A 17,636-nucleotide genomic window follows, 5' to 3' on the forward strand; every position below is an offset into this window, starting at 1 on the left:
CGGCACACCGAGCGCAGAACGTAGGAGACGTAGTGAGTGACATGCGCACCGGTTCGGTGCACGAGGCGACGGAAGCATTCGAGCATCGAGCCACCCCGAAGGACTGGGTGGGTTTGGTGGTCTTGGCGTTCGCCGTGTTGCTCATCGCTGTAGACGGCACCGTTCTCGATTTGGCGCTGCCCTTCATCAGTGCGGATCTGGCACCGACGAGCAATCAACTGCTGTGGATCATCGACGTCTACTCGTTCGTGCTGGCCGGCCTGCTCATCACCATGGGCACCCTTGGAGATCGAATCGGCCGTCGCCGATTGCTGTTGATCGGTGCCGCAGGCTTCGGTATCGCCTCGCTCATCGCGGCCGTTTCGACCAGCGCGGAGATGCTCATCGCAGCGCGAGTGTTGCAGGGCATTTCCGGCGCGACGCTCATGCCGGCGACGCTGGGCCTGATTCGGACCATCTTCCTGAACCCGCGGCAGCGAGTGGCCGCGATCGGCGTGTGGGGCGCGATGGCCGGTGGCGGTGCCGCTGCCGGTCCGCTCGTGGGCGGTTGGTTGCTCGAGCACTTCTGGTGGGGATCGGTGTTTCTCATCAATATCCCCGTGATGCTCGTGCTCATTGCGCTCGGTCCGCTGGTGATTCCCGAGTTCAAGGATCCGAACCCGGGCCGTTTCGACCTACCCAGCTCGGCACTGTCGATGCTGGCGATCGTCCCGATGGTGTTCGCGGTCAAGGAGATCGCAGCATACGGTCTTCACCCGGCCTACGTGGTGTCTGCCGTAGTCGGTGTGATCGCAGGTGTGCTGTTCGTCCGACGACAGCGAACTCTGGACGCTCCGATGATCGATCTGCGGCTGTTCGCCAATCGCGCGTTCTCGACGGGTGTGGCCACGAACTTCCTGTCCGTGTTCGCACTCGCCGGCGTGTTGTTCTTCGGTTCGCAGTACCTGCAGCTCGTACTGGGCAGCAGTCCGCTCGAAGCCGGGCTGCTGTTGCTACCGGGTACGGCCGCCAGCATCGTGACCTCACTGCTCGCCGCGGTTCTCGTTCGGTACTTCACCGTCGGCACAGTCCTCGGTGCAGGAATGGTCGCCGCTGCTGCGGGCGCAGGCATTCTGGTCGGTCTCGGAACGGACACGAGTCCGGCGTTGTTCATTGCCGGATTCGTTCTGGTGGGTGCAGGTGTCGGATTCGCGCTCACACTGACTTCGGACCTTGTGGTCAGTGCTGTCGAACCCGAGCGAGCCGGGGCTGCGTCCGCGGTGTCGGAAACCGCGTACGAGCTGGGGATCGCGCTGGGAGTAGCGATTCTCGGCACGGTCGTCATGGCCATCTTCCGCCGCGGGATCGATACCTCGCTGCTCACACCCGAACTCGGTGCCAGAGCCGCCGAAACGCTCGGTGGCGCGGACGCGGTGGCCCGTGAGCTGCCGGACTCGGTGGCGACGGTTCTACTGGACTCCGCGCATGCTGCCTTCGTCTCGGGCATGCATGTCGCGGCCGTCGCCACCGCGGTGGTGCTGGCGATCACCGCCGTGTTCGTGCTGGTCAACCTACGGCAGCGTCAGGACTCCAGTACAGCGAAGGAGTGACCGGGAACCGTTGTGGCAGAGCCGGTCTTGTTCGATGTCGTCGGCTCCCACTCGAGCAGTGGTGAGCCGCCGACCGGCACGGTGACAGCGGATTCCGACAGGTTGCACACCACGCTGAGACGGCTGCGGCGAATGACGATCCACTTCGCGTCCTCGTCGTAGTCCACCTTCACGTGGTCCAGCCACGGGTCGGTCAGTTCGGTCCGGTCGCGGCGCAGCCTCAGCAGATCGCGGTAGACGGCCAGCAGTCGTGCGTGGTCGCCGTCGCCCAGTTCCGACCAGTTCAGCTTCGACCGGGTGAAGGTCTCGGGATCCTGTGGGTCCGGGATATCGCTCTTGTCCCAACCGTGTTCGGCGAATTCCGCCTTGCGGCCCTCGGCGGTGGCCTTACCGAGCTCGGGCTCCGGGTGAGAGGTGAAGAACTGGAACGGCGTCGACGCTCCCCACTCTTCACCCATGAACAACATGGGAGTGTAGGGCGAGGTCAACACCAGTGCGGCCTTGATCGCAAGCTGGCCGGGGGAGAGGTAGAAACCCGGTCGATCGCCGATCGCGCGGTTGCCGACCTGATCGTGAGTGGTCGTATAGGTCACCAGCGAACTTGCCGGAATTCGGCGCGTATCCAACGGGCGGCCGTGGACCCGGCCGCGGAAGCTCGAATACGTACCGGCGTGGAAGAACCCCTGCCGCAGCGTGGTCGCCAAACCCTGAAGGGAACCGAAGTCGCCGTAGTAGCCCTGCCGTTCACCCGAGACGGCCGCGTGGATCGAATGGTGAATGTCGTCGTCCCATTGCGCGTCGAGTCCGTAACCGCCACCCGACCGTGCGGTGATCAGCGAAGGATCGTTGAGGTCGCTTTCGGCGATCAATGTCAGTGGACGACCGAGATGTGCTGACAATGTCCGGGTTTCGATCGAGAGCTGCTCGAGCAGATGCACCGCGGTGTGGTCGACTATCGCGTGTACTGCATCCAGACGTAACGCGTCGATGTGGAAGTCGGAGAACCAACGCAGCGCGTTGTCGAGTGCGTAGCGCCGCACCTCGCCCGAGTCGGCATCGGCGTAGTTGATCGCTTGGCCCCAGCTGTTGGCCCCCTCGGTCATGTACGGGCCGAAGCGGTCGAGATAGTTGCCCGACGGGCCGAGGTGGTTGTAGACCACGTCGAGCACGACCCCGATGCCGCGGCCGTGGCAGGCATCGACCAAGCGCTGCATGCCTTCTGGGCCGCCGTACGCCTCGTGCACGGTGTACCAGAGCACGCCGTCGTAGCCCCAGTTGTGCTCGCCGTTGAACCCGTTGACCGGCATGATCTCGACGAAAGTGACTCCGAGATCGACGAGGTGATCGAGCTTGGTGATGGCCGCGTCGAATGTGCCCTCATCAGTGAACGTGCCGATGTGGAGCTCGTAGATCGACGAGCCGGGCAACTGTCGTCCGGTCCAGGCCGCGTCGGTCCACAGCGTGGCATCGACGTCGAAGACCTGGGACAGCTCGTGCACGCCGTCGGGCTGCCGCGGCGACCGCGGATCGGGCAGCGCCTTGTCTGCGTCGTCGAGCAGGTAGCCGTAACGCGAGTTCGGGGTGGCATCGACGTCGGCGCGCCACCACCCGTCGGAGGACCGCTGCATGGGATGCACCGTGTCGTCGAGTTGCAATCGGACCGTCTCGGGGGACGGTGCCCAGACCTCGAATGTCCGAGTCGCTGCCCAGGATGTCACTGCGCGGACCCCTCTTCGTTGTGACGCACCAGAAGTGCGACCGGGAGTGAGGCGAATAGCTCAGCCACCGAGACGGTGCCCGTGTGTTCGGAGTCGGTGATTCGATCGCGCCATCGGCCGTCGGGGAGCGTCACGGACGTCTCGCCCCAGCCCGTTTCGGATACGCCGAGCGAGAGTCTGGTCGCCAGTGCGATCACGTCGGCGTTTCCGGGAACCGGGCCGCGTGCGAATCCGACGAGGTGCTCGGCGGCAGATCCGTCCGCGACGATCGGCGCGTAGGTGCCGCCCACGAAGCTCTCCGGCCGCTCGCGGCGCACGTGCAACGCGGAGCGAACCACGGCCAGCTTGGCTGCACCCGTACTGATGGAGAGCGCATCGGTGTTCGACGCGGAGAGCATCGACCGACGGACCGAGTAATCGACCGGTCTGCGGTTGTCGGGGTCGACGAGCGAGTCCTCCCACAGCTCGGTGCCCTGATACACATCGGGGATACCGGGGCCGGCCAGGTTCAACAACTTCTGCCCTAGTGCGTCGGAATGGCCGTGTGGAGCCAGCTTGTCGACCAGCATGGTCATCGAGCGAGCGACGGCACCGTCGAAGATGGCGTCGAGCCAGCCGTGTACCGCGGACTCGAACTCCTCGTCCGGAGCAGTCCACGTCGTGCGGAGGGCGGCCTCGCGAATTGCCTTCTCCGCGTAAGCATGAACGCGCTCACGGAACGTGGAGGTGATCACGCCGTCGACCGGCCAGACACCGAAAAGGTTCTGCCACAGGAACATTCCCGTTGTTCCGTCGGGGCTCGGGGTCAGCTCTTCCCAGTCGGTGATGCAGCGAGCCCACAACTCGGGGGTCTGCGACAGCACGCCGATGCGCGCCCGCACGTCCTCGCCGCGTTTGGTGTCGTGAGTCGACAGGGTGGTCATCGCCGCCGGCCAGCGACGCGCCCGATCGGCATTGGTCAGGTGGTAGTACGCAGTGCTGCAACCGAAGCGGCTCGGGTCGCCGCCCACCTCCTGCAGGGAGATCAACCGGTTGGCGCGGTAGAACAGGCAGTCCTCGACGCCCTTGGCGGTCACAGCACCACAGACCTGATCGAATCGGACCGGCGATTCGGTACCGGTGACGAGGGCGGTCGCCAATGCGCCCAAACCGCCGGCCAGTTCCGGCTGCTCCTCGCCGACAGCAGCGATCACGCCCGGCAGCACACCGGCGAGCGGGGCGTAGTCGGTTCGGTAAACCGGGACGGCCGCGACGACGGCAACTATCGCGTCGATGACGGACTCGAGGTCGACGGTGGTGCCGGACTCTCGAACTGCGGCCCGAGCGAGGCGTCGCACCTCGGGTGACAGGTCGCCGCGCGCAACGGCGGTCTTGAGATCCAACTCGGTCTCGTGCAAGGTCTCGGCGTCGTAGGCGATGCCCGAGCGCACCTGGGACAGCGCGGTGAGCGCATGCACGCCCTCGGGGTCGACGAACACTCCGCCGACCGCGGCCAGGGCGTCGTATCCGGTCGTACCGTCGACGGGCAGCGACTCGTCCAGTGGTTCACCGTCGGCCAGAATCTTCTCGATGACCAGCCAGCGGTCGGGACCGAGCAGTCCACGCAGTTCGGTCAGGTAACCGGCAGGGTCGGCCAGCCCGTCGGGATGGTCGACGCGAAGTCCGTCGATCAGACCGTCCTCGATCCAGCCGGCCACCTGGCGATGGGAGTCGGTGAAGACGTCGAGGTCTTCTTGCCGGATTCCTGCCAGGCCGTTCACGGAGAAGAATCGTCGGTATCCGATCAGCCCATCGGACCAGCTCACCAACCGGTAGGCCTGACGGTCGTGCACGGCCTGCGCGTCGTCGCCGTCGGTGCCGTCTGCGATAGGAAAGCGGTGCTCGTAGAACGCGAGCAGAGGCTGCTCCTCGGAGCGGTCGACGGTCAGCTCACCCACGTCGCTCGAGCTACCGAGAACGGGGATCGCGATCTTGCCGTCGACGCCGTTGTCGGCTCCGAAGTCGATGTCGAAGTACGTCGCGTACTCGGAGTCGCGGCCGCGTCGCAGCACGTCCCACCACCACGCGTTCTGCCGCGGATCCTCCACTCCGACGTGGTTGGGGACGATGTCGACGATGATCCCCATGCCCAGCTCTGCGGCACGAGAGTGCAACTGCGTCAACGCATCTCGACCGCCCAGGGCGGCCGAGACCGTCGAGGTGTCGGTGACGTCGTAGCCGTGAGTCGACCCGTCGGTCGCGGTCAGGATCGGCGAAAGGTACAGGTGCGTGACCCCGAGGTCGTGGAGGTAATCGACCACGTCGGAGGCGTCGGCCAGGGTGAAGGCATCGCCCCGCAGTTGTAACCGGTATGTACTGGTGGGCAGCGGCATGTGTCAGGCAGTCTTTCGTAGAACGAGCAAGGAACGAGCGGTGACTTCCACCGGTGTACCCGCTTCTATCGATTTCTCACCCGCTCCCGTTCGGGCTGCTGTGTCCAGGGCAACCGTCCACTCCTTGGCGTAGTTCCCGTCCGGCGTCACGAATTCCAGTGCCTCGTGATGTGCGTTGAAGCACAACAGGAACGAGTCGTCCACCACTCGCTCACCGCGCTGATTCGGTTCCGGAATTCCTTCGCCGTTGAGGAACACGGTCAGCGACTTGCCGAAGCCGCTGTCCCAGTCCTCGGGCGTCATCTCTTCGCCTGCGGGGGTCAGCCAGGCGATGTCACGTGCCTGCTCGCCGGTTCGGATGGGACGGCCCTCGAAGAACCGGCGACGACGGAAGACCGGGTGCTCGGCCCGCAGTGCGATGGCATTGCGAGTGAACTCGATCAGTTCTGCGTTGGTCTCGGCCAACGACCAATCCATCCATGCCAGTTCGGAGTCCTGGCAGTACACGTTGTTGTTGCCCTGCTGAGTTCGCGCCATCTCGTCGCCGTGCGCGATCATCGGCGTGCCCTGGCTGAGCAGCAAGGTCGCCATGATGTTGCGGATCTGGCGGGCTCGAAGATCCAGAATTTCCGGATCGTCCGTCGGTCCCTCCACACCGCAGTTCCACGAGCGGTTGTGACTCTCGCCGTCGTTGTTGCCCTCACCGTTGGCCTCGTTGTGCTTGTCGTTGTACGACACGAGATCGTTGAGGGTGAATCCGTCATGGGCAATGACGAAGTTGATGCTTGCACCGGGGCGACGACCGTTGGACTCGTACAGATCCGAGGATCCGGTCAACCTCGACGCGAACTCGCCCAGAGTCGCGGGCTCCCCCCGCCAGTAGTCACGCACGGTGTCGCGGTACTTGCCGTTCCACTCCGTCCACAGCCCGGGGAAGTTGCCGACCTGGTAACCGCCCTCACCGATGTCCCAGGGCTCGGCGATCAGCTTCACCTGGCTGACTACCGGATCCTGTTGAACCAGATCGAAGAATGCGCTGAGGCGATCGACATCGTGCAATTCGCGAGCCAACGTGGATGCGAGGTCGAATCGGAACCCGTCCACGTGCATCTCGGTCACCCAGTAGCGCAACGAGTCCATGATCAGCTGCAGCGTGTGCGGATGTCGCGCGTTGAGACTGTTGCCGGTACCGGTGTAATCCATGTAATGCTCGAGATCGCCGTCGACGAGCCGGTAGTACGCCGCATTGTCGATGCCGCGGAAGCTGATGGTCGGGCCCATGTGATTGCCCTCGGCGGTGTGGTTGTAGACCACGTCGAGTATCACCTCGATACCCGCAGCGTGGAACGAACGAACCATGGCCTTGAATTCCGTGACCGCCGCACCGGGGGACTGCAGTGAGGAATACTCCGCGTGCGGGGCCAGGAAGCCGAACGTGTTGTAGCCCCAGTAGTTTCGCAGTCCCTTGTCCAGCAGGACCTGATCCTGCATGAACTGGTGCACCGGCATCAGCTCGATCGCCGTGACCCCGAGGTGGTTGAGGTGGTCGATGATCACCGGATGCGCCAACCCGGCGTAGGTGCCGCGCTCGGCCTCGGGAATCTCGGGATGGTTGATCGTCATGCCCTTGACATGGGCCTCGTAGATCACGGTCTCGTGATACGGGCGCTTGGGGGCGCGATCGGCCTGCCAGTCGAAGAAGGGGTTGATCACGACGGTGGTCATCGTGTGACCGAGCGAATCATGCTGGGGGAAGTCGTTGTTCGGCACGTCGTCGTGCGCGATGGGAGCTTCCTCGATGATCTCGTCGTCGGGATCGGCGAGATCGGTGGCGTCCTCGAACGGGGCTTCGGAGTCGAGTGAATCTGCGGATGCCTCGTCCATCTGCACCTCGGCTTCGGGCTCGGGGGCCGGCGCGTCCATGTTGTACGAGAACAGCGATCGGTCGCCGTCGAACGATCCCTCGAACGCCTTGCCGTACGGATCCACGAGCAGCTTGCTCGGGTCGCAGCGATGCCCGGCTGCCGGATCCCAGGGGCCGTGAACGCGGTAGCCGTAGCGCTGCCCCGGCACCACCGTGGGCAGATATGCGTGCCAGACGTAGCCGTCGGACTCCTCGAAACGAATACGTGTCTCGGTGCCGTCCTCTCCGATCAGGCACAGATCCACTGCCTCCGCGACCTCGGAAAACAGTGCGAAATTGGTTCCTGCCCCGTCGTAGGTCGCGCCGAGCGGATAAGCGGATCCCGGCCATACTGCGATGGCAGGCGTGTCGTCGGAGGCTTCGTGCAGCATGGATCAACCCTACTGTGGCGGGTGGGCCCAGGCTTACCGAGCGCGAGCCGCTCGGCTCACGGTCCGGCCCACCAACCGGTGGCCGATCCGACCTGTCGGCCCAGCTCGGTGGTCAGAGTTCGCACGTAGGTGGCGGTGAGATGATGCTCGTCACGGTAGACGAGTACGTTGCCCTGCTCGACGCGGCAGACGGCGGTGTCGCAGACTGCATCGGACAGGTCGAGAGCGGAGAATCCGGGAAACCTGAACGAGGCCGCAAGCGCCGGATTGACCGGGTCGAGCGCTTCGTCCCTGGCAACGCCGCACGAGGTGGCGTCGCCACCGTCGGCCAGACAATCGATCGCCCGGTACGCAAGCCACGGGGTGTCCCGAACACCGAGTATTCCGACGCCGTCCGCAGCGAGTTGCTGCCACACCGCGGTGTACCAGGTGGGGGTGTAGTCGCCAGGGGAGTCCTCCCGCGGGCGGGTGGCGGTGGTGAACACGTAAGCAGGTTCCATGCCTGCGACCTCGGCTAGCACGGTTTCCGTCCAGTCGAGGCAATCCGGGTATTCGTTGGGGCCGAGCATCGGCATCGTGTCGATGCTCAACGGGCAGCCCATCTTGAGGAATGTGACGACCTTGAACCCGTGCTGGAGTCCGAGCGTATCGAGTGCCGTCACCCAGTGCTCTGCGTGTGAACTGCCCGCCAGCACGATGGTTCGGTTCGCTTCGAGGTCGCCGTAGCTACACGAGACCGCATCGCGTGTCTCGAAGTCGGCGATGCAGCCTTCGAGGGTGGTGGCGGGGAGATCCCCGGGAGCCGAGTACAACGGGGGACGGACGGCGGCCGGCTCGGCGCGAATCCCGTCGGTCAGTTCCAGTGCTCCCGGGTGAGTCGGTTCGTCGACCGATTCGTCGGCCTGCACCGCGGTGATCGACCGGTCGATGTGGACGTTCCATCCGATCGAACCGGCCGTGACGACGACCGCGGCGATCCCCGCGCAGGCAGTGACCGCGATGCGTCCCGGCGTGAACGTGCTCGACTGTGTAGGGCGCTCGACCAGACGCACAGTCAGCCACGCGAGTGCAACCGAGGCCCCGACGATACCGAGACCCCCGAGCGCGTCTGCATGGGATCGTCCGGTCGCCGAAAGATAGAAGATCAGCAATGGCCAGTGCCATAGATACAGCGGAAATGCGATCGATCCGACCCACGCAAAGAACCGGTTCGACAGTGTGGCCGCCACGGCGGTCTCGGACCCGGCGACGATCAACGCCAGGGTTGCGAGCACTGGAATCAGGGCCAGGGGACCGGGAAACGCCGTCACTCCGTCGACGACGAAACCGCACGCGACGATGACGGTCATGCCGACAACGGCCAGGACTCCGCGTGCCGCCGACGACAATCGGGTACGTCCGGACGAGGCCGCAGCCACGGTGCTGTCGCTTCGCGCTGCGAAGACCGCCGCGAGTGCGGCACCGAGCATGATCTCCCAGAGTCGCGCGCCTGTGTCGTAGTAGTTCCATGCCTGATGTCGCCGAATACCGTCCGCCGCGTACACGAACGACAGCACGGCGATGAGCGCGAAGATCACAGCGAAGGTGCGTGGTCGAAGACTTCGTGGTCCCTCGGGACGGGCGATGCGTCGGACCCATGCGAGACCGAAGACGACGGCGATGGCCACCAGATAGAACTGGAACTGCACGGCCACCGACCACAGGTGTTGAACGGGGCTTACCGAGGGGTCAGCCGCCAGATAGTCGTTCGCCGTCGTCGCCAGCTGCCAGTTCACGTAGTAGAAAACACCGGATACGAGTTGATCGCCCAGGTCTGCCCAGCGGGTGCGCGGGAGCAGGAACACCGATGCGACAGCCACTGTGAGCAGCGTGATCAGCAGCGGCGGACCGAGTCTGCGCAGCACGCGCCTGATACGGGTGATCGGATTCAGGCTTGCACCGGCTTGGGCCGATCGGAGTAGAGATGCGGTGAAGAAGAATCCGGACAGCGTCAGGAAGACGTCGACGCCTCCCGATACACGGCCCATCCAGATGTGGAACACGACGACGAGTGCGATCGCGACGCCGCGCAATCCGTTGAGATCTCGCCGCTGGGGTGCCCGACTCTGCTCTCGGGGAGTTGGATTCGACGCGTACCGGACCGGTGTCGAGAGATCGGCCGAGTCACTGTCGGTCGGGTGTAGATGCATGAAGGAGAAGTGGCTCCGGCTGTCGATCGACTACTCGGTCGGATGTGCGATACCGGGCAAACAATACGTGTACGGGCGGTGAAGCACTTCCCGGAGTCCGCTTCATGGCAATCGTCCCAGTTCGGGAGCGTCGACGTTGCTCGCGTGTATGGCCGTCTTGCGCACATAGAACGCGTGTGCAACTATTTGTACAGCGCGTGCAACTACACGCGATCGCTAGATAATTACCTTCGCCACTCGTCTCAGGAGATTCGACATGCCACTCGGCCTGCTCGCCCTCGCAATTGGGGGATTCGGCATCGGCTTGACCGAATTCGTCATCATGGGCTTACTACCGGAGGTCGCGGCGGACTTCTCGGTCACCGAAGCCACTGCCGGCTGGCTCATCACCGGCTATGCGCTGTCCGTGGTTGTCGGCGCGCTCGTCGTCACCGCTGCGGTGACGCGGTTTCCTCGAAAGACCGTCTTGCTCGCACTGATGTGTCTGTTCATCGCCGGAAACCTGATTTCTGCACTCTCGGGCAGCTACGACGCGATGCTGCTCGGTCGTGTCGTCGCAGCGCTGTGCCACGGAGCGTTCTTCGGAATCGGTGCCGTGGTCGCGGCAGGGCTTGTCGAGCCTGCAAAGAAGGCGGGAGCGATTGCCATGATGTTCGCCGGCCTCACCGCCGCCAACGTTCTCGGTGTTCCGTTCGGGACGTTCCTCGGTCAGAGCTACGGATGGCGATCGGCGTTCTGGGCCATCACGGTGATCGGCATCGTCGCACTGATCGGCATTGCGGCCCTCGTTCCTCGCGAAACCGGCATCGGTGAGGAGAGCGATCTGCGCCGCGAAATTCGTGCGTTCCGGTCTACCCAGGTGTGGCTCTCCATCGTGACGACGGTGCTCGGATTCGGTGGCATGTTCGGTGCGTTCACCTACATTGCGTTCACTCTCACCGACGTCAGCGGTTTCGCGTCGAGCTTGGTGCCCTGGCTGCTCGTGCTGTTCGGCGGAGGCCTCTTCGTCGGAAATTACCTCGGCGGCAGGGCCGCCGACCGCAACCTCACCGCCACGCTGCTGACTCTGCTCGGCGCATTGACTGTCGTTCTCGTCATCTTCGCGCGCACCGCAGAGAGTCGACCGGCCACCGTCGCCTCTCTCGTCCTGATGGGCGCTTTCGGTTTCGCGACGGTGCCGGGGCTGCAGATGCGGGTGATGTCGTTTGCTCCCGACGCCCCGACGATGGCGTCCGGTGCGAACATCGCCGCGTTCAACCTCGGAAATGCGCTGGGCGCGTGGCTCGGCGGCGTCACGATCTCGGCCGGCCTCGGCTACACCTCGCCCCTCTGGGCCGGATCCGGTATCACGGTGCTCGCGCTGGTGGTCCTGTTGTTCGCAACCCGTTTGCTGCGCCGGTCCACTGCCGTGGCCGAGGTGGAGGGAGTGAGCGCAGCAACCAGTGCGGCGGGATCGTCCACCTGAACACCGAACGAGTGCGCGAAACCGGATATCTTCCATCGCTTCGATAGTGCGGGAACCACAACCTCTGTGGCAGTGGACAGTTCGATATCCACCGTGGTGCCGTCCTGGGTCGGCAGGACGAGCCGGCCTCCGTCGAGAGCGGGCGACACGATGCCGTAGCGACGGTGGATTCGGACCGACGAGATACTCGCGCGATGCACTCTCGCTACGACAGTGCCGGACATGCGCAGAACGAGGGCTTCGGTTGAGAGAACGTGGGGGTGCGCCCGACTCAGGGCGACCGATGTCGCGAGCAGAATCAGGGACGCGACCGACACGGCTGCGATCAGCGCACCGAGCCATAGCCACGGAATCAGCAGGTGCAGAACGACCATCTCGATCACGGTCGCGGCTCCGAACATGACGGGTAATCCGAGCGTTCCATGGGTTGCGGTGAACACGGTCGAGTCCGGAGCGATCGGCGCATGCTGCCCGCGCGTCCACAGCGCCAATGCGCGCCACCTACCGACTTGGACAGGGAAGTCGACCGTCATCGCATACCTACGGACGGTCGGTGCAGGCCGGCCTGCAGACGTTCGGTGGCGCGGACGATTACGGTGCGCTGGGCCGGATCGGGCACGATGTCGTCGATACTCAGCGAACTGATCTCATCGGTGTTCGCAGAAATATCGGACGAATCGGCGGCGAAGGAATCGAACTCGAGCATCGACTCCAGTTCTGCGGCGAGCGAATCGATATCGCTCTCGGCCTCGGACGGATCTCGGCCCTCGAGCGCGCTGAATCTGCGTAGAAGTCCGAGATATCGCTGGCGAAGGTCGTGGTCGCCGAGTGTCAGTGTCACCGTCTCGAAGAACGATGCTGGAACGGCACCCGATATCGCCATCACCTCGAGTAGATCACGTTCACGGATCAACGCTTCTCGGTCCGTCTCCGCGGAAGCGTCGATCAGCGCACTCATGGCGTCGGCGACCTCGCTCGGAAGGGCCGTCAGCGGACGACGCTCGACGGCGTCGTTCAGCAGTGCCGACAGGCGTGCGTGTTTGCGCGCCAGCGTAGACTGCTGCTGTTCTATGCCGCCGAGCAGCGCCCTCAGATCAGCCACCACATCTGTCTCGGCCGCCGGAGACTCACCGAGGGCGGCGGCTATCTCGCCGAGAGGCATCCCGCAGTCGGCGAGCCACCGGATTCTCATCAGACGAACCACGTCGTCGATCGTGTATTCGCGATATCCGTTGGACAGACGGCGCGGCTCGTCGAGCAGGCCCAGCCGGTGATAATGGCGCACCGTTCGCGGTGTCGTTCCGACGGCCTTTGCCAGAGATCCGATTCTCATGGGTTCAGTGTGAACCTTGACGTCGCGTCAACGTCAAGACCGTTTGCCATCGCCTTCCCAGGACCGGGCGCGGCAGCGCGGCGTATCGTCGGGGCGTCGTGTGAATCGTCGTGGCTCGCACCGTTCGAGGAAGAGACCTGGCTGAAGATGGTCGACGCCGATCGTTGGTACCGGGAGATGTTCGAGGCCAGCACGGTCGGATTGGCGCTCGCCGACGAAGACGGACTGCTCGTTCTCGCCAACGACGCTTACGCTGCCATCGTCGGGTGTCCTCGTGAACGCCTGCCTGGTAGGTCTTCTCGTGAATTCACCCACCCCGACGACTTGGCCCAGCACGCCGCCATGGAGCAGATCATGGACGACGCGACAGCTCGAGGGGAATCGGTTCACGTCGAGAAGCGCTACCTGCATGCCGACGGCACAGTGCGGTGGGGTTGGATCTCGGCAAGCGAGGTTCCGGGACCGGAGGGCAAACGGTGGACGATGGCCGTCGTGCACGACACCACCGACCGGAGGCGCGTCGAGGACGACTTGCGCGTAGCCGCACAGACCGACGCCCTCACCGGATTGCTCAATCGGCGGGGGTGGCGAGATCGGTTGCGTCAGTTGACCACACCGTCGGGGTCCGAGGTCGCGGTTGCGCTGGCCATGATCGATTTCGACCGCTTCAAGTTGTACAACGACAAGTACGGCCACGGCCGTGGTGATCGACTGTTGGTTCGGTTTTCTGCTGCTGCGGCAGAGCTGCTCGGTGGCCGAGCCACGATCGCGAGATGGGGTGGAGAAGAGTTCGCGCTCGTGATGCCGGGAGTGGGATCGACGACGATGGACGCCGTGCTGACCGAGCTCGCCGCCGTCGTTCCCGACCGGCAGACATTCTCCGCGGGGCACACGACGTTGCGACGGGGCGAGTCCGTGGACGACTGCTTCGATCGCGCAGACATGTTGCTCTTTCAGGCCAAGCGAGATGGTGGCGCGCGATCGTACAGCGACGGATCTCGCCGGCCCGGCGAGTGAGCGTCAGCTCGCCAGTCGGCCGAATCCGACCACGCCGGAATCAGATCCGTAGTGCAGGGTGTGGACTCGGATCTTTCCGGCCTCGTTGCCTCCGACGGTGATGGCTTCGTCGCCGTCGACCGCCACGATCACGTTGGTGTGCTGGCCGATCCAGCTGCGGTTGTCGTAGAGCACCACGTCGCCCACCGACGGTACGTAGCTGCCGACAGCTTCGAATCGACCCTGCTCCTGGTAGTACTCCTGCAGCGTGTAGACGCCGGGTATGCGCCACGAACCGGAATTGGGGTTCGAGAGCGGCATATCCGCTTCCTTCATGATCCAGCTGACGAAGTCGGCACACCAGGCTTCGTCGACACCCTCGGCATAGAACGTTCCCGGGCGCTGCTGCTCGTGCTCGGTGCGCAGGAGTTCCACCACTCGGGTCTGTTCGGCCGTCAATTCACCGGAGTTCACGTCGGGAAACGCCTCGGTGTCCCACGGGAGGTATCGGCTCGGGGCCAGCCACAGGACTCCGACCACCGCGACCACGGCGACAGCCGTGCAGGCCGCCACCCACATCGGCCACCGTCGTCGAGTGCGCGCGCTGGTGTCGATGCTCATGCCCTCACGGTAGCGCGACCGGACACACAGCTTGGCACAATGAGGTCGTGACCTTCCCTCGTGACCTCCCGACCCATGCTGTTCCAGAGCCTGTGGTGAACGCTGCACGCGTTGCATCGCGCATCACCGTCCTCACGGGCGCAGGCATGTCCGCCGAGTCGGGGATCGCAACCTTCCGGGACGCCCAAACCGGGTTGTGGAAGGACTTCGATCCCAAGGACCTCGCCAGCCCCGAGGGTTGGATGGCCGACAGTGATCTGGTGTGGGGCTGGTATCGATGGCGGGCAGAATTGGTTCGACGCTCCGAACCCAATGCCGGTCACGTGGCACTCGCGCAGTGGCAGCAACGAGCGCATGTCGACATCGTCACCCAGAATGTCGACGACCTTCACGAGAGAGCCGGGGCCACGGTTCTCGCGCACGTGCACGGCAGCTTGTTCGAGCCGTACTGCAGCGACTGTGGAACACGAGCAGCATTCGACGCCGGTGCCGCCGATGCACCTGCCGAGGCGGACCAGCGGGTTCCACCGCCGGAATGTCCGTTGTGCGGCGGACTGATTCGGCCGGGTGCGGTGTGGTTCGGCGAGTCGCTGCCCGAGGCCGCGTGGGACGCAGCCGAGGACGCCGTCAGAACTGCCGACCTAGTTCTTGTGGTCGGCACATCGGGAGTGGTGTACCCGTTCGCGGGACTGCCTGCGATCGCGCGCAGCGCCGGAGCCACGGTCGTAGAGATCAACCCGGTCGAGACGGAGGTCTCGGACATGGCCGATCACCGGTGGCGCACTACTGCGGCGGTGGGGCTGCCGGCTCTCGTTGCGAGACTGTGAACGTCGAAAACTACCGTTGCAGAAGTTATTTCGTCCATTGAACTCTTTGGATCGTCGATCTGTGGAGGGCGGTGACCCGCCCTCGTCGCGTTGTTCGAGAATACGGTCAGTGGGTGGTCAGGGCATCGACGAGTGCCCTCATTGCCGATGCGGCACTGTCGGTTTCGGTAGGTCCGAGAGCGGCGAGACTGGCGATGAGGGCCGCAATCTCCGGGACGGTCAGGCGCACCGGACGTGGGTCGGCCACACTCGTCAGCCATGATCCACCGTGCGCCCCCGAGACTGCCTCGATGGGTATGCCGGATTCACGCAGTCGGGCGAGATCGCGTTCAACCGTGCGCACACTCACTCGCAATCGTTGGGCGAGATCGGGCGAGGTCAGCGGCCTGGGTGCTGCACACAGCCATTCGACGATCCGCTGTTGGCGCACGACGCGCCGTAGGGTGAGCGTGCTGTCGAGCGAGTGAGGCGAGTTCTCCTTCGGCACGACCGGAAATTCTTCCCGATTCCCGACGTGGGCGTGACGGGAATGAGTCGTAGCGTTCTCGGTATGACCTCCGACACCGAAACGATCGACCACTTCTTCGCCCGCTACACGGGGTATCTGACCTCGGGTGATCTCGACGGTCTGGCCGAGATCTACAACTATCCTGCTCTGGCTGTGACGGCGCGGGGTTGCGCTGCGATCGCCACGCCGCAGCAAACGCGTGAGTTCTTCGAGCAGGGCCAGGCCTACTACCGATCGCGCGGGATACAGGGCGTGCGAGCGCGCGACATCGTCACCGAGATCGAGGTGCCGGGGGTGTGGGTCGGTCATCTGCTGCTGGAGAACCTCGACTCCGACGGCTCGCCGGTGGGAACCGAGCGCAATGCCTATCAGGTCGTGACGGCCGAGGACGGCACCCGACGGATCGCGGTGACGACGCCCCTCGACGCGTAGTGGTGCAGGTGGAGGTCGCGTGCGTCGAAGTGGTGCGATCAGGGGTGCAAGAGACCCGCAACCAGGGCGTCGACAACCTCGTCCGTCGAGGTGGCCGGATCGATGGGATAGGTCAGTCGGTCGAGCAGTAGGCCATCGATCGCGTAATGGAAGAGTGCGACTTCCTTACGCCCCCCGGGTAATCCTGCAGCGAGATTGAACTCGACGTCGGCAGAGAAGTTCGAGCGCTGCCAATTGCCGAGGATGTCCCTGATCTCCGGTCGTCTCGATGCTTCGAGCCGCAACTCGAACAGCGCGAGCGTCACGTCGCGATTCGCAAGGAGCCGCGCAACGATGTCGCGGATGTACGCGCCGAACAACTCTGGGCTGGGAGGTTGCGCGGCAAGCGGTTCGTGGACCTCGGAGCTGGGGGCAAGTCTCTGACCGATGCGTTCGATCAGTCCGGCGATGACGTCGGCGCGGGTCTTGAAATAGTTCGATGCCGTTCCCCTCGGCACTCCTGCTTCCTCGTCGATCGCGCGGTGGGTTAGTCCGCGGGAGCCTTCCGCTGCGAGGAGGCGAAGCCCGGCATCGGCCAGTTCGGCGCGTCGGAGTGGGTTGCGAGCCATGAAAACAGGCTAGCGGAACCACTATGGATGTCGTAGTCTTCAGCAACCACTACACCCGTCGTGATCGGAGAACTTCATGCGTGAACTGGTCTATTACGTCGCCGTCAGTCTCGACGGCTATATCGCAGCCCCCGACGACTCCTTCGACGACTTCCCGATGCAGGGCGACCACATCGACATGATTCTGCGTGACTACACCGACACCATTCCGACACTCGGTCTGCGTGCGACTGGACTCACCCCTGACCTGAGTCGCTTCGACACCGTGCTCATGGGATGGAACACTTACAAGGCCGGGGGAATTCATCCTCCCGAGGGTCCCTATGGACACCTGAGGCAGTACGTCTTCTCGCGCAACCACGGCGGCGTGGAACCGGCTGTGACACTGACCGGTGACGATCCCGTGGAGGTCGTGCGAAAGCTGAAGAGCGAGAGGGGAAGTGGGATCTGGCTGGCCGGTGGAGGAATTCTTGCGTCGGCGGTGGCGGGCGAAATAGACAGGCTCATCCTGAAGGTGAACCCCATACTCCTCGGCTCGGGTAAGCGCCTCTTCGCCGAGCGTGCGTACTCGCCGATCGGAAGTCGCCTCGTGGCCAGTACCCCCTTCGAGTCAGGAGTCGTGGTCAACGAGTACGCAGTCGATAGATGATGCAGACCCGAGGACGATGCCACACTCGGTACTG

Annotated in this window: 14 protein-coding genes; 6 read left to right on the forward strand and 8 right to left on the reverse strand. The window is 64.3% G+C overall.

The features are described from left to right. Positions 1–41 precede the first annotated feature (41 nt). Positions 42–1,589 carry an MFS transporter gene (locus ASG84_RS06270; RefSeq protein WP_057476133.1) on the forward strand — a complete coding sequence of 516 codons (1,548 nt, stop codon included), beginning with the start codon at positions 42–44 and terminating at the stop codon, positions 1,587–1,589. On the opposite strand, the gene treZ is transcribed toward ASG84_RS06270, so the two are convergent. The 4 genes from treZ to ASG84_RS06290 are packed head-to-tail and all read right to left on the reverse strand — an operon-like array spanning position 1,562 to position 10,163. Beyond that, positions 1,562–3,307, reverse strand: coding sequence for a malto-oligosyltrehalose trehalohydrolase (gene treZ, locus ASG84_RS06275; RefSeq protein ID WP_082520824.1), 1,746 nt, complete (start codon positions 3,305–3,307; stop codon positions 1,562–1,564). The two genes, ASG84_RS06270 and treZ, sit on opposite strands and share 28 nt — an antisense overlap. Next, positions 3,304–5,679: a malto-oligosyltrehalose synthase gene (gene treY / locus ASG84_RS06280; protein WP_057476134.1), complete on the reverse strand. Its 2,376-nt coding sequence runs from the start codon at positions 5,677–5,679 to the stop codon at positions 3,304–3,306. The genes treZ and treY overlap by 4 nt, the downstream gene beginning before the upstream one ends. Before the next feature lie 3 nt (positions 5,680–5,682). Further along, entirely contained in the window at positions 5,683–7,974 is a 2,292-nt protein-coding gene (gene glgX / locus ASG84_RS06285; RefSeq protein ID WP_057476135.1) for a glycogen debranching protein GlgX, read from the reverse strand. A gap of 56 nt (positions 7,975–8,030) precedes the next feature. Beyond that, positions 8,031–10,163, reverse strand: a complete 2,133-nt coding sequence (locus tag ASG84_RS06290; protein WP_057476136.1) for an acyltransferase family protein — start codon at positions 10,161–10,163, stop codon at positions 8,031–8,033. Between the two features lie 256 nt (positions 10,164–10,419). Between ASG84_RS06290 and ASG84_RS06295 the strand changes: the two genes are divergently transcribed. Continuing rightward, positions 10,420–11,628: an MFS transporter gene (locus tag ASG84_RS06295; protein ID WP_057476137.1), complete on the forward strand. Its 1,209-nt coding sequence runs from the start codon at positions 10,420–10,422 to the stop codon at positions 11,626–11,628. 529 nt (positions 11,629–12,157) lie between these two features. On the opposite strand, the gene ASG84_RS06300 is transcribed toward ASG84_RS06295, so the two are convergent. Further along, the gene (locus ASG84_RS06300; protein WP_057476138.1) at positions 12,158–12,961 is read right to left on the reverse strand and encodes a MerR family transcriptional regulator; all 804 of its coding nucleotides are present in this window, start codon (positions 12,959–12,961) and stop codon (positions 12,158–12,160) included. Between the two features lie 9 nt (positions 12,962–12,970). Between ASG84_RS06300 and ASG84_RS06305 the strand changes: the two genes are divergently transcribed. Next, positions 12,971–13,978 carry a sensor domain-containing diguanylate cyclase gene (locus ASG84_RS06305; RefSeq protein ID WP_057476139.1) on the forward strand — a complete coding sequence of 336 codons (1,008 nt, stop codon included), beginning with the start codon at positions 12,971–12,973 and terminating at the stop codon, positions 13,976–13,978. Positions 13,979–13,981: 3 nt separating this feature from the next. Here ASG84_RS06305 and ASG84_RS06310 read toward each other — a convergent pair whose 3' ends face one another. Then, entirely contained in the window at positions 13,982–14,578 is a 597-nt protein-coding gene (locus tag ASG84_RS06310) for a CHAP domain-containing protein (protein WP_057476140.1), read from the reverse strand. 47 nt (positions 14,579–14,625) lie between these two features. Between ASG84_RS06310 and ASG84_RS06315 the strand changes: the two genes are divergently transcribed. Beyond that, the gene (locus ASG84_RS06315; RefSeq protein ID WP_057476141.1) at positions 14,626–15,405 is read left to right on the forward strand and encodes an SIR2 family NAD-dependent protein deacylase; all 780 of its coding nucleotides are present in this window, start codon (positions 14,626–14,628) and stop codon (positions 15,403–15,405) included. 106 nt (positions 15,406–15,511) lie between these two features. Here ASG84_RS06315 and ASG84_RS06320 read toward each other — a convergent pair whose 3' ends face one another. Beyond that, positions 15,512–15,892 (reverse strand): helix-turn-helix transcriptional regulator, encoded by a 381-nt coding sequence (locus tag ASG84_RS06320; protein WP_057476142.1) that lies wholly within the window; start codon positions 15,890–15,892, stop codon positions 15,512–15,514. 63 nt (positions 15,893–15,955) lie between these two features. On the opposite strand from ASG84_RS06320, the gene ASG84_RS06325 reads away from it, so the two are divergent. Then, the gene (locus ASG84_RS06325) at positions 15,956–16,345 is read left to right on the forward strand and encodes a hypothetical protein (protein ID WP_057476250.1); all 390 of its coding nucleotides are present in this window, start codon (positions 15,956–15,958) and stop codon (positions 16,343–16,345) included. A 38-nt stretch (positions 16,346–16,383) separates the two neighbouring features. Here ASG84_RS06325 and ASG84_RS06330 read toward each other — a convergent pair whose 3' ends face one another. Then, entirely contained in the window at positions 16,384–16,953 is a 570-nt protein-coding gene (locus tag ASG84_RS06330) for a TetR/AcrR family transcriptional regulator (protein WP_057476143.1), read from the reverse strand. Positions 16,954–17,029: 76 nt separating this feature from the next. Between ASG84_RS06330 and ASG84_RS06335 the strand changes: the two genes are divergently transcribed. Further along, complete coding sequence (locus ASG84_RS06335; protein WP_057476144.1) at positions 17,030–17,602, forward strand: dihydrofolate reductase family protein; 573 nt, start codon at positions 17,030–17,032, stop codon at positions 17,600–17,602. Positions 17,603–17,636: the final 34 nt, after the last annotated feature.

This window comes from Rhodococcus sp. Leaf278 (assembly GCF_001426085.1).
GTDB lineage: Bacteria > Actinomycetota > Actinomycetes > Mycobacteriales > Mycobacteriaceae > Rhodococcoides.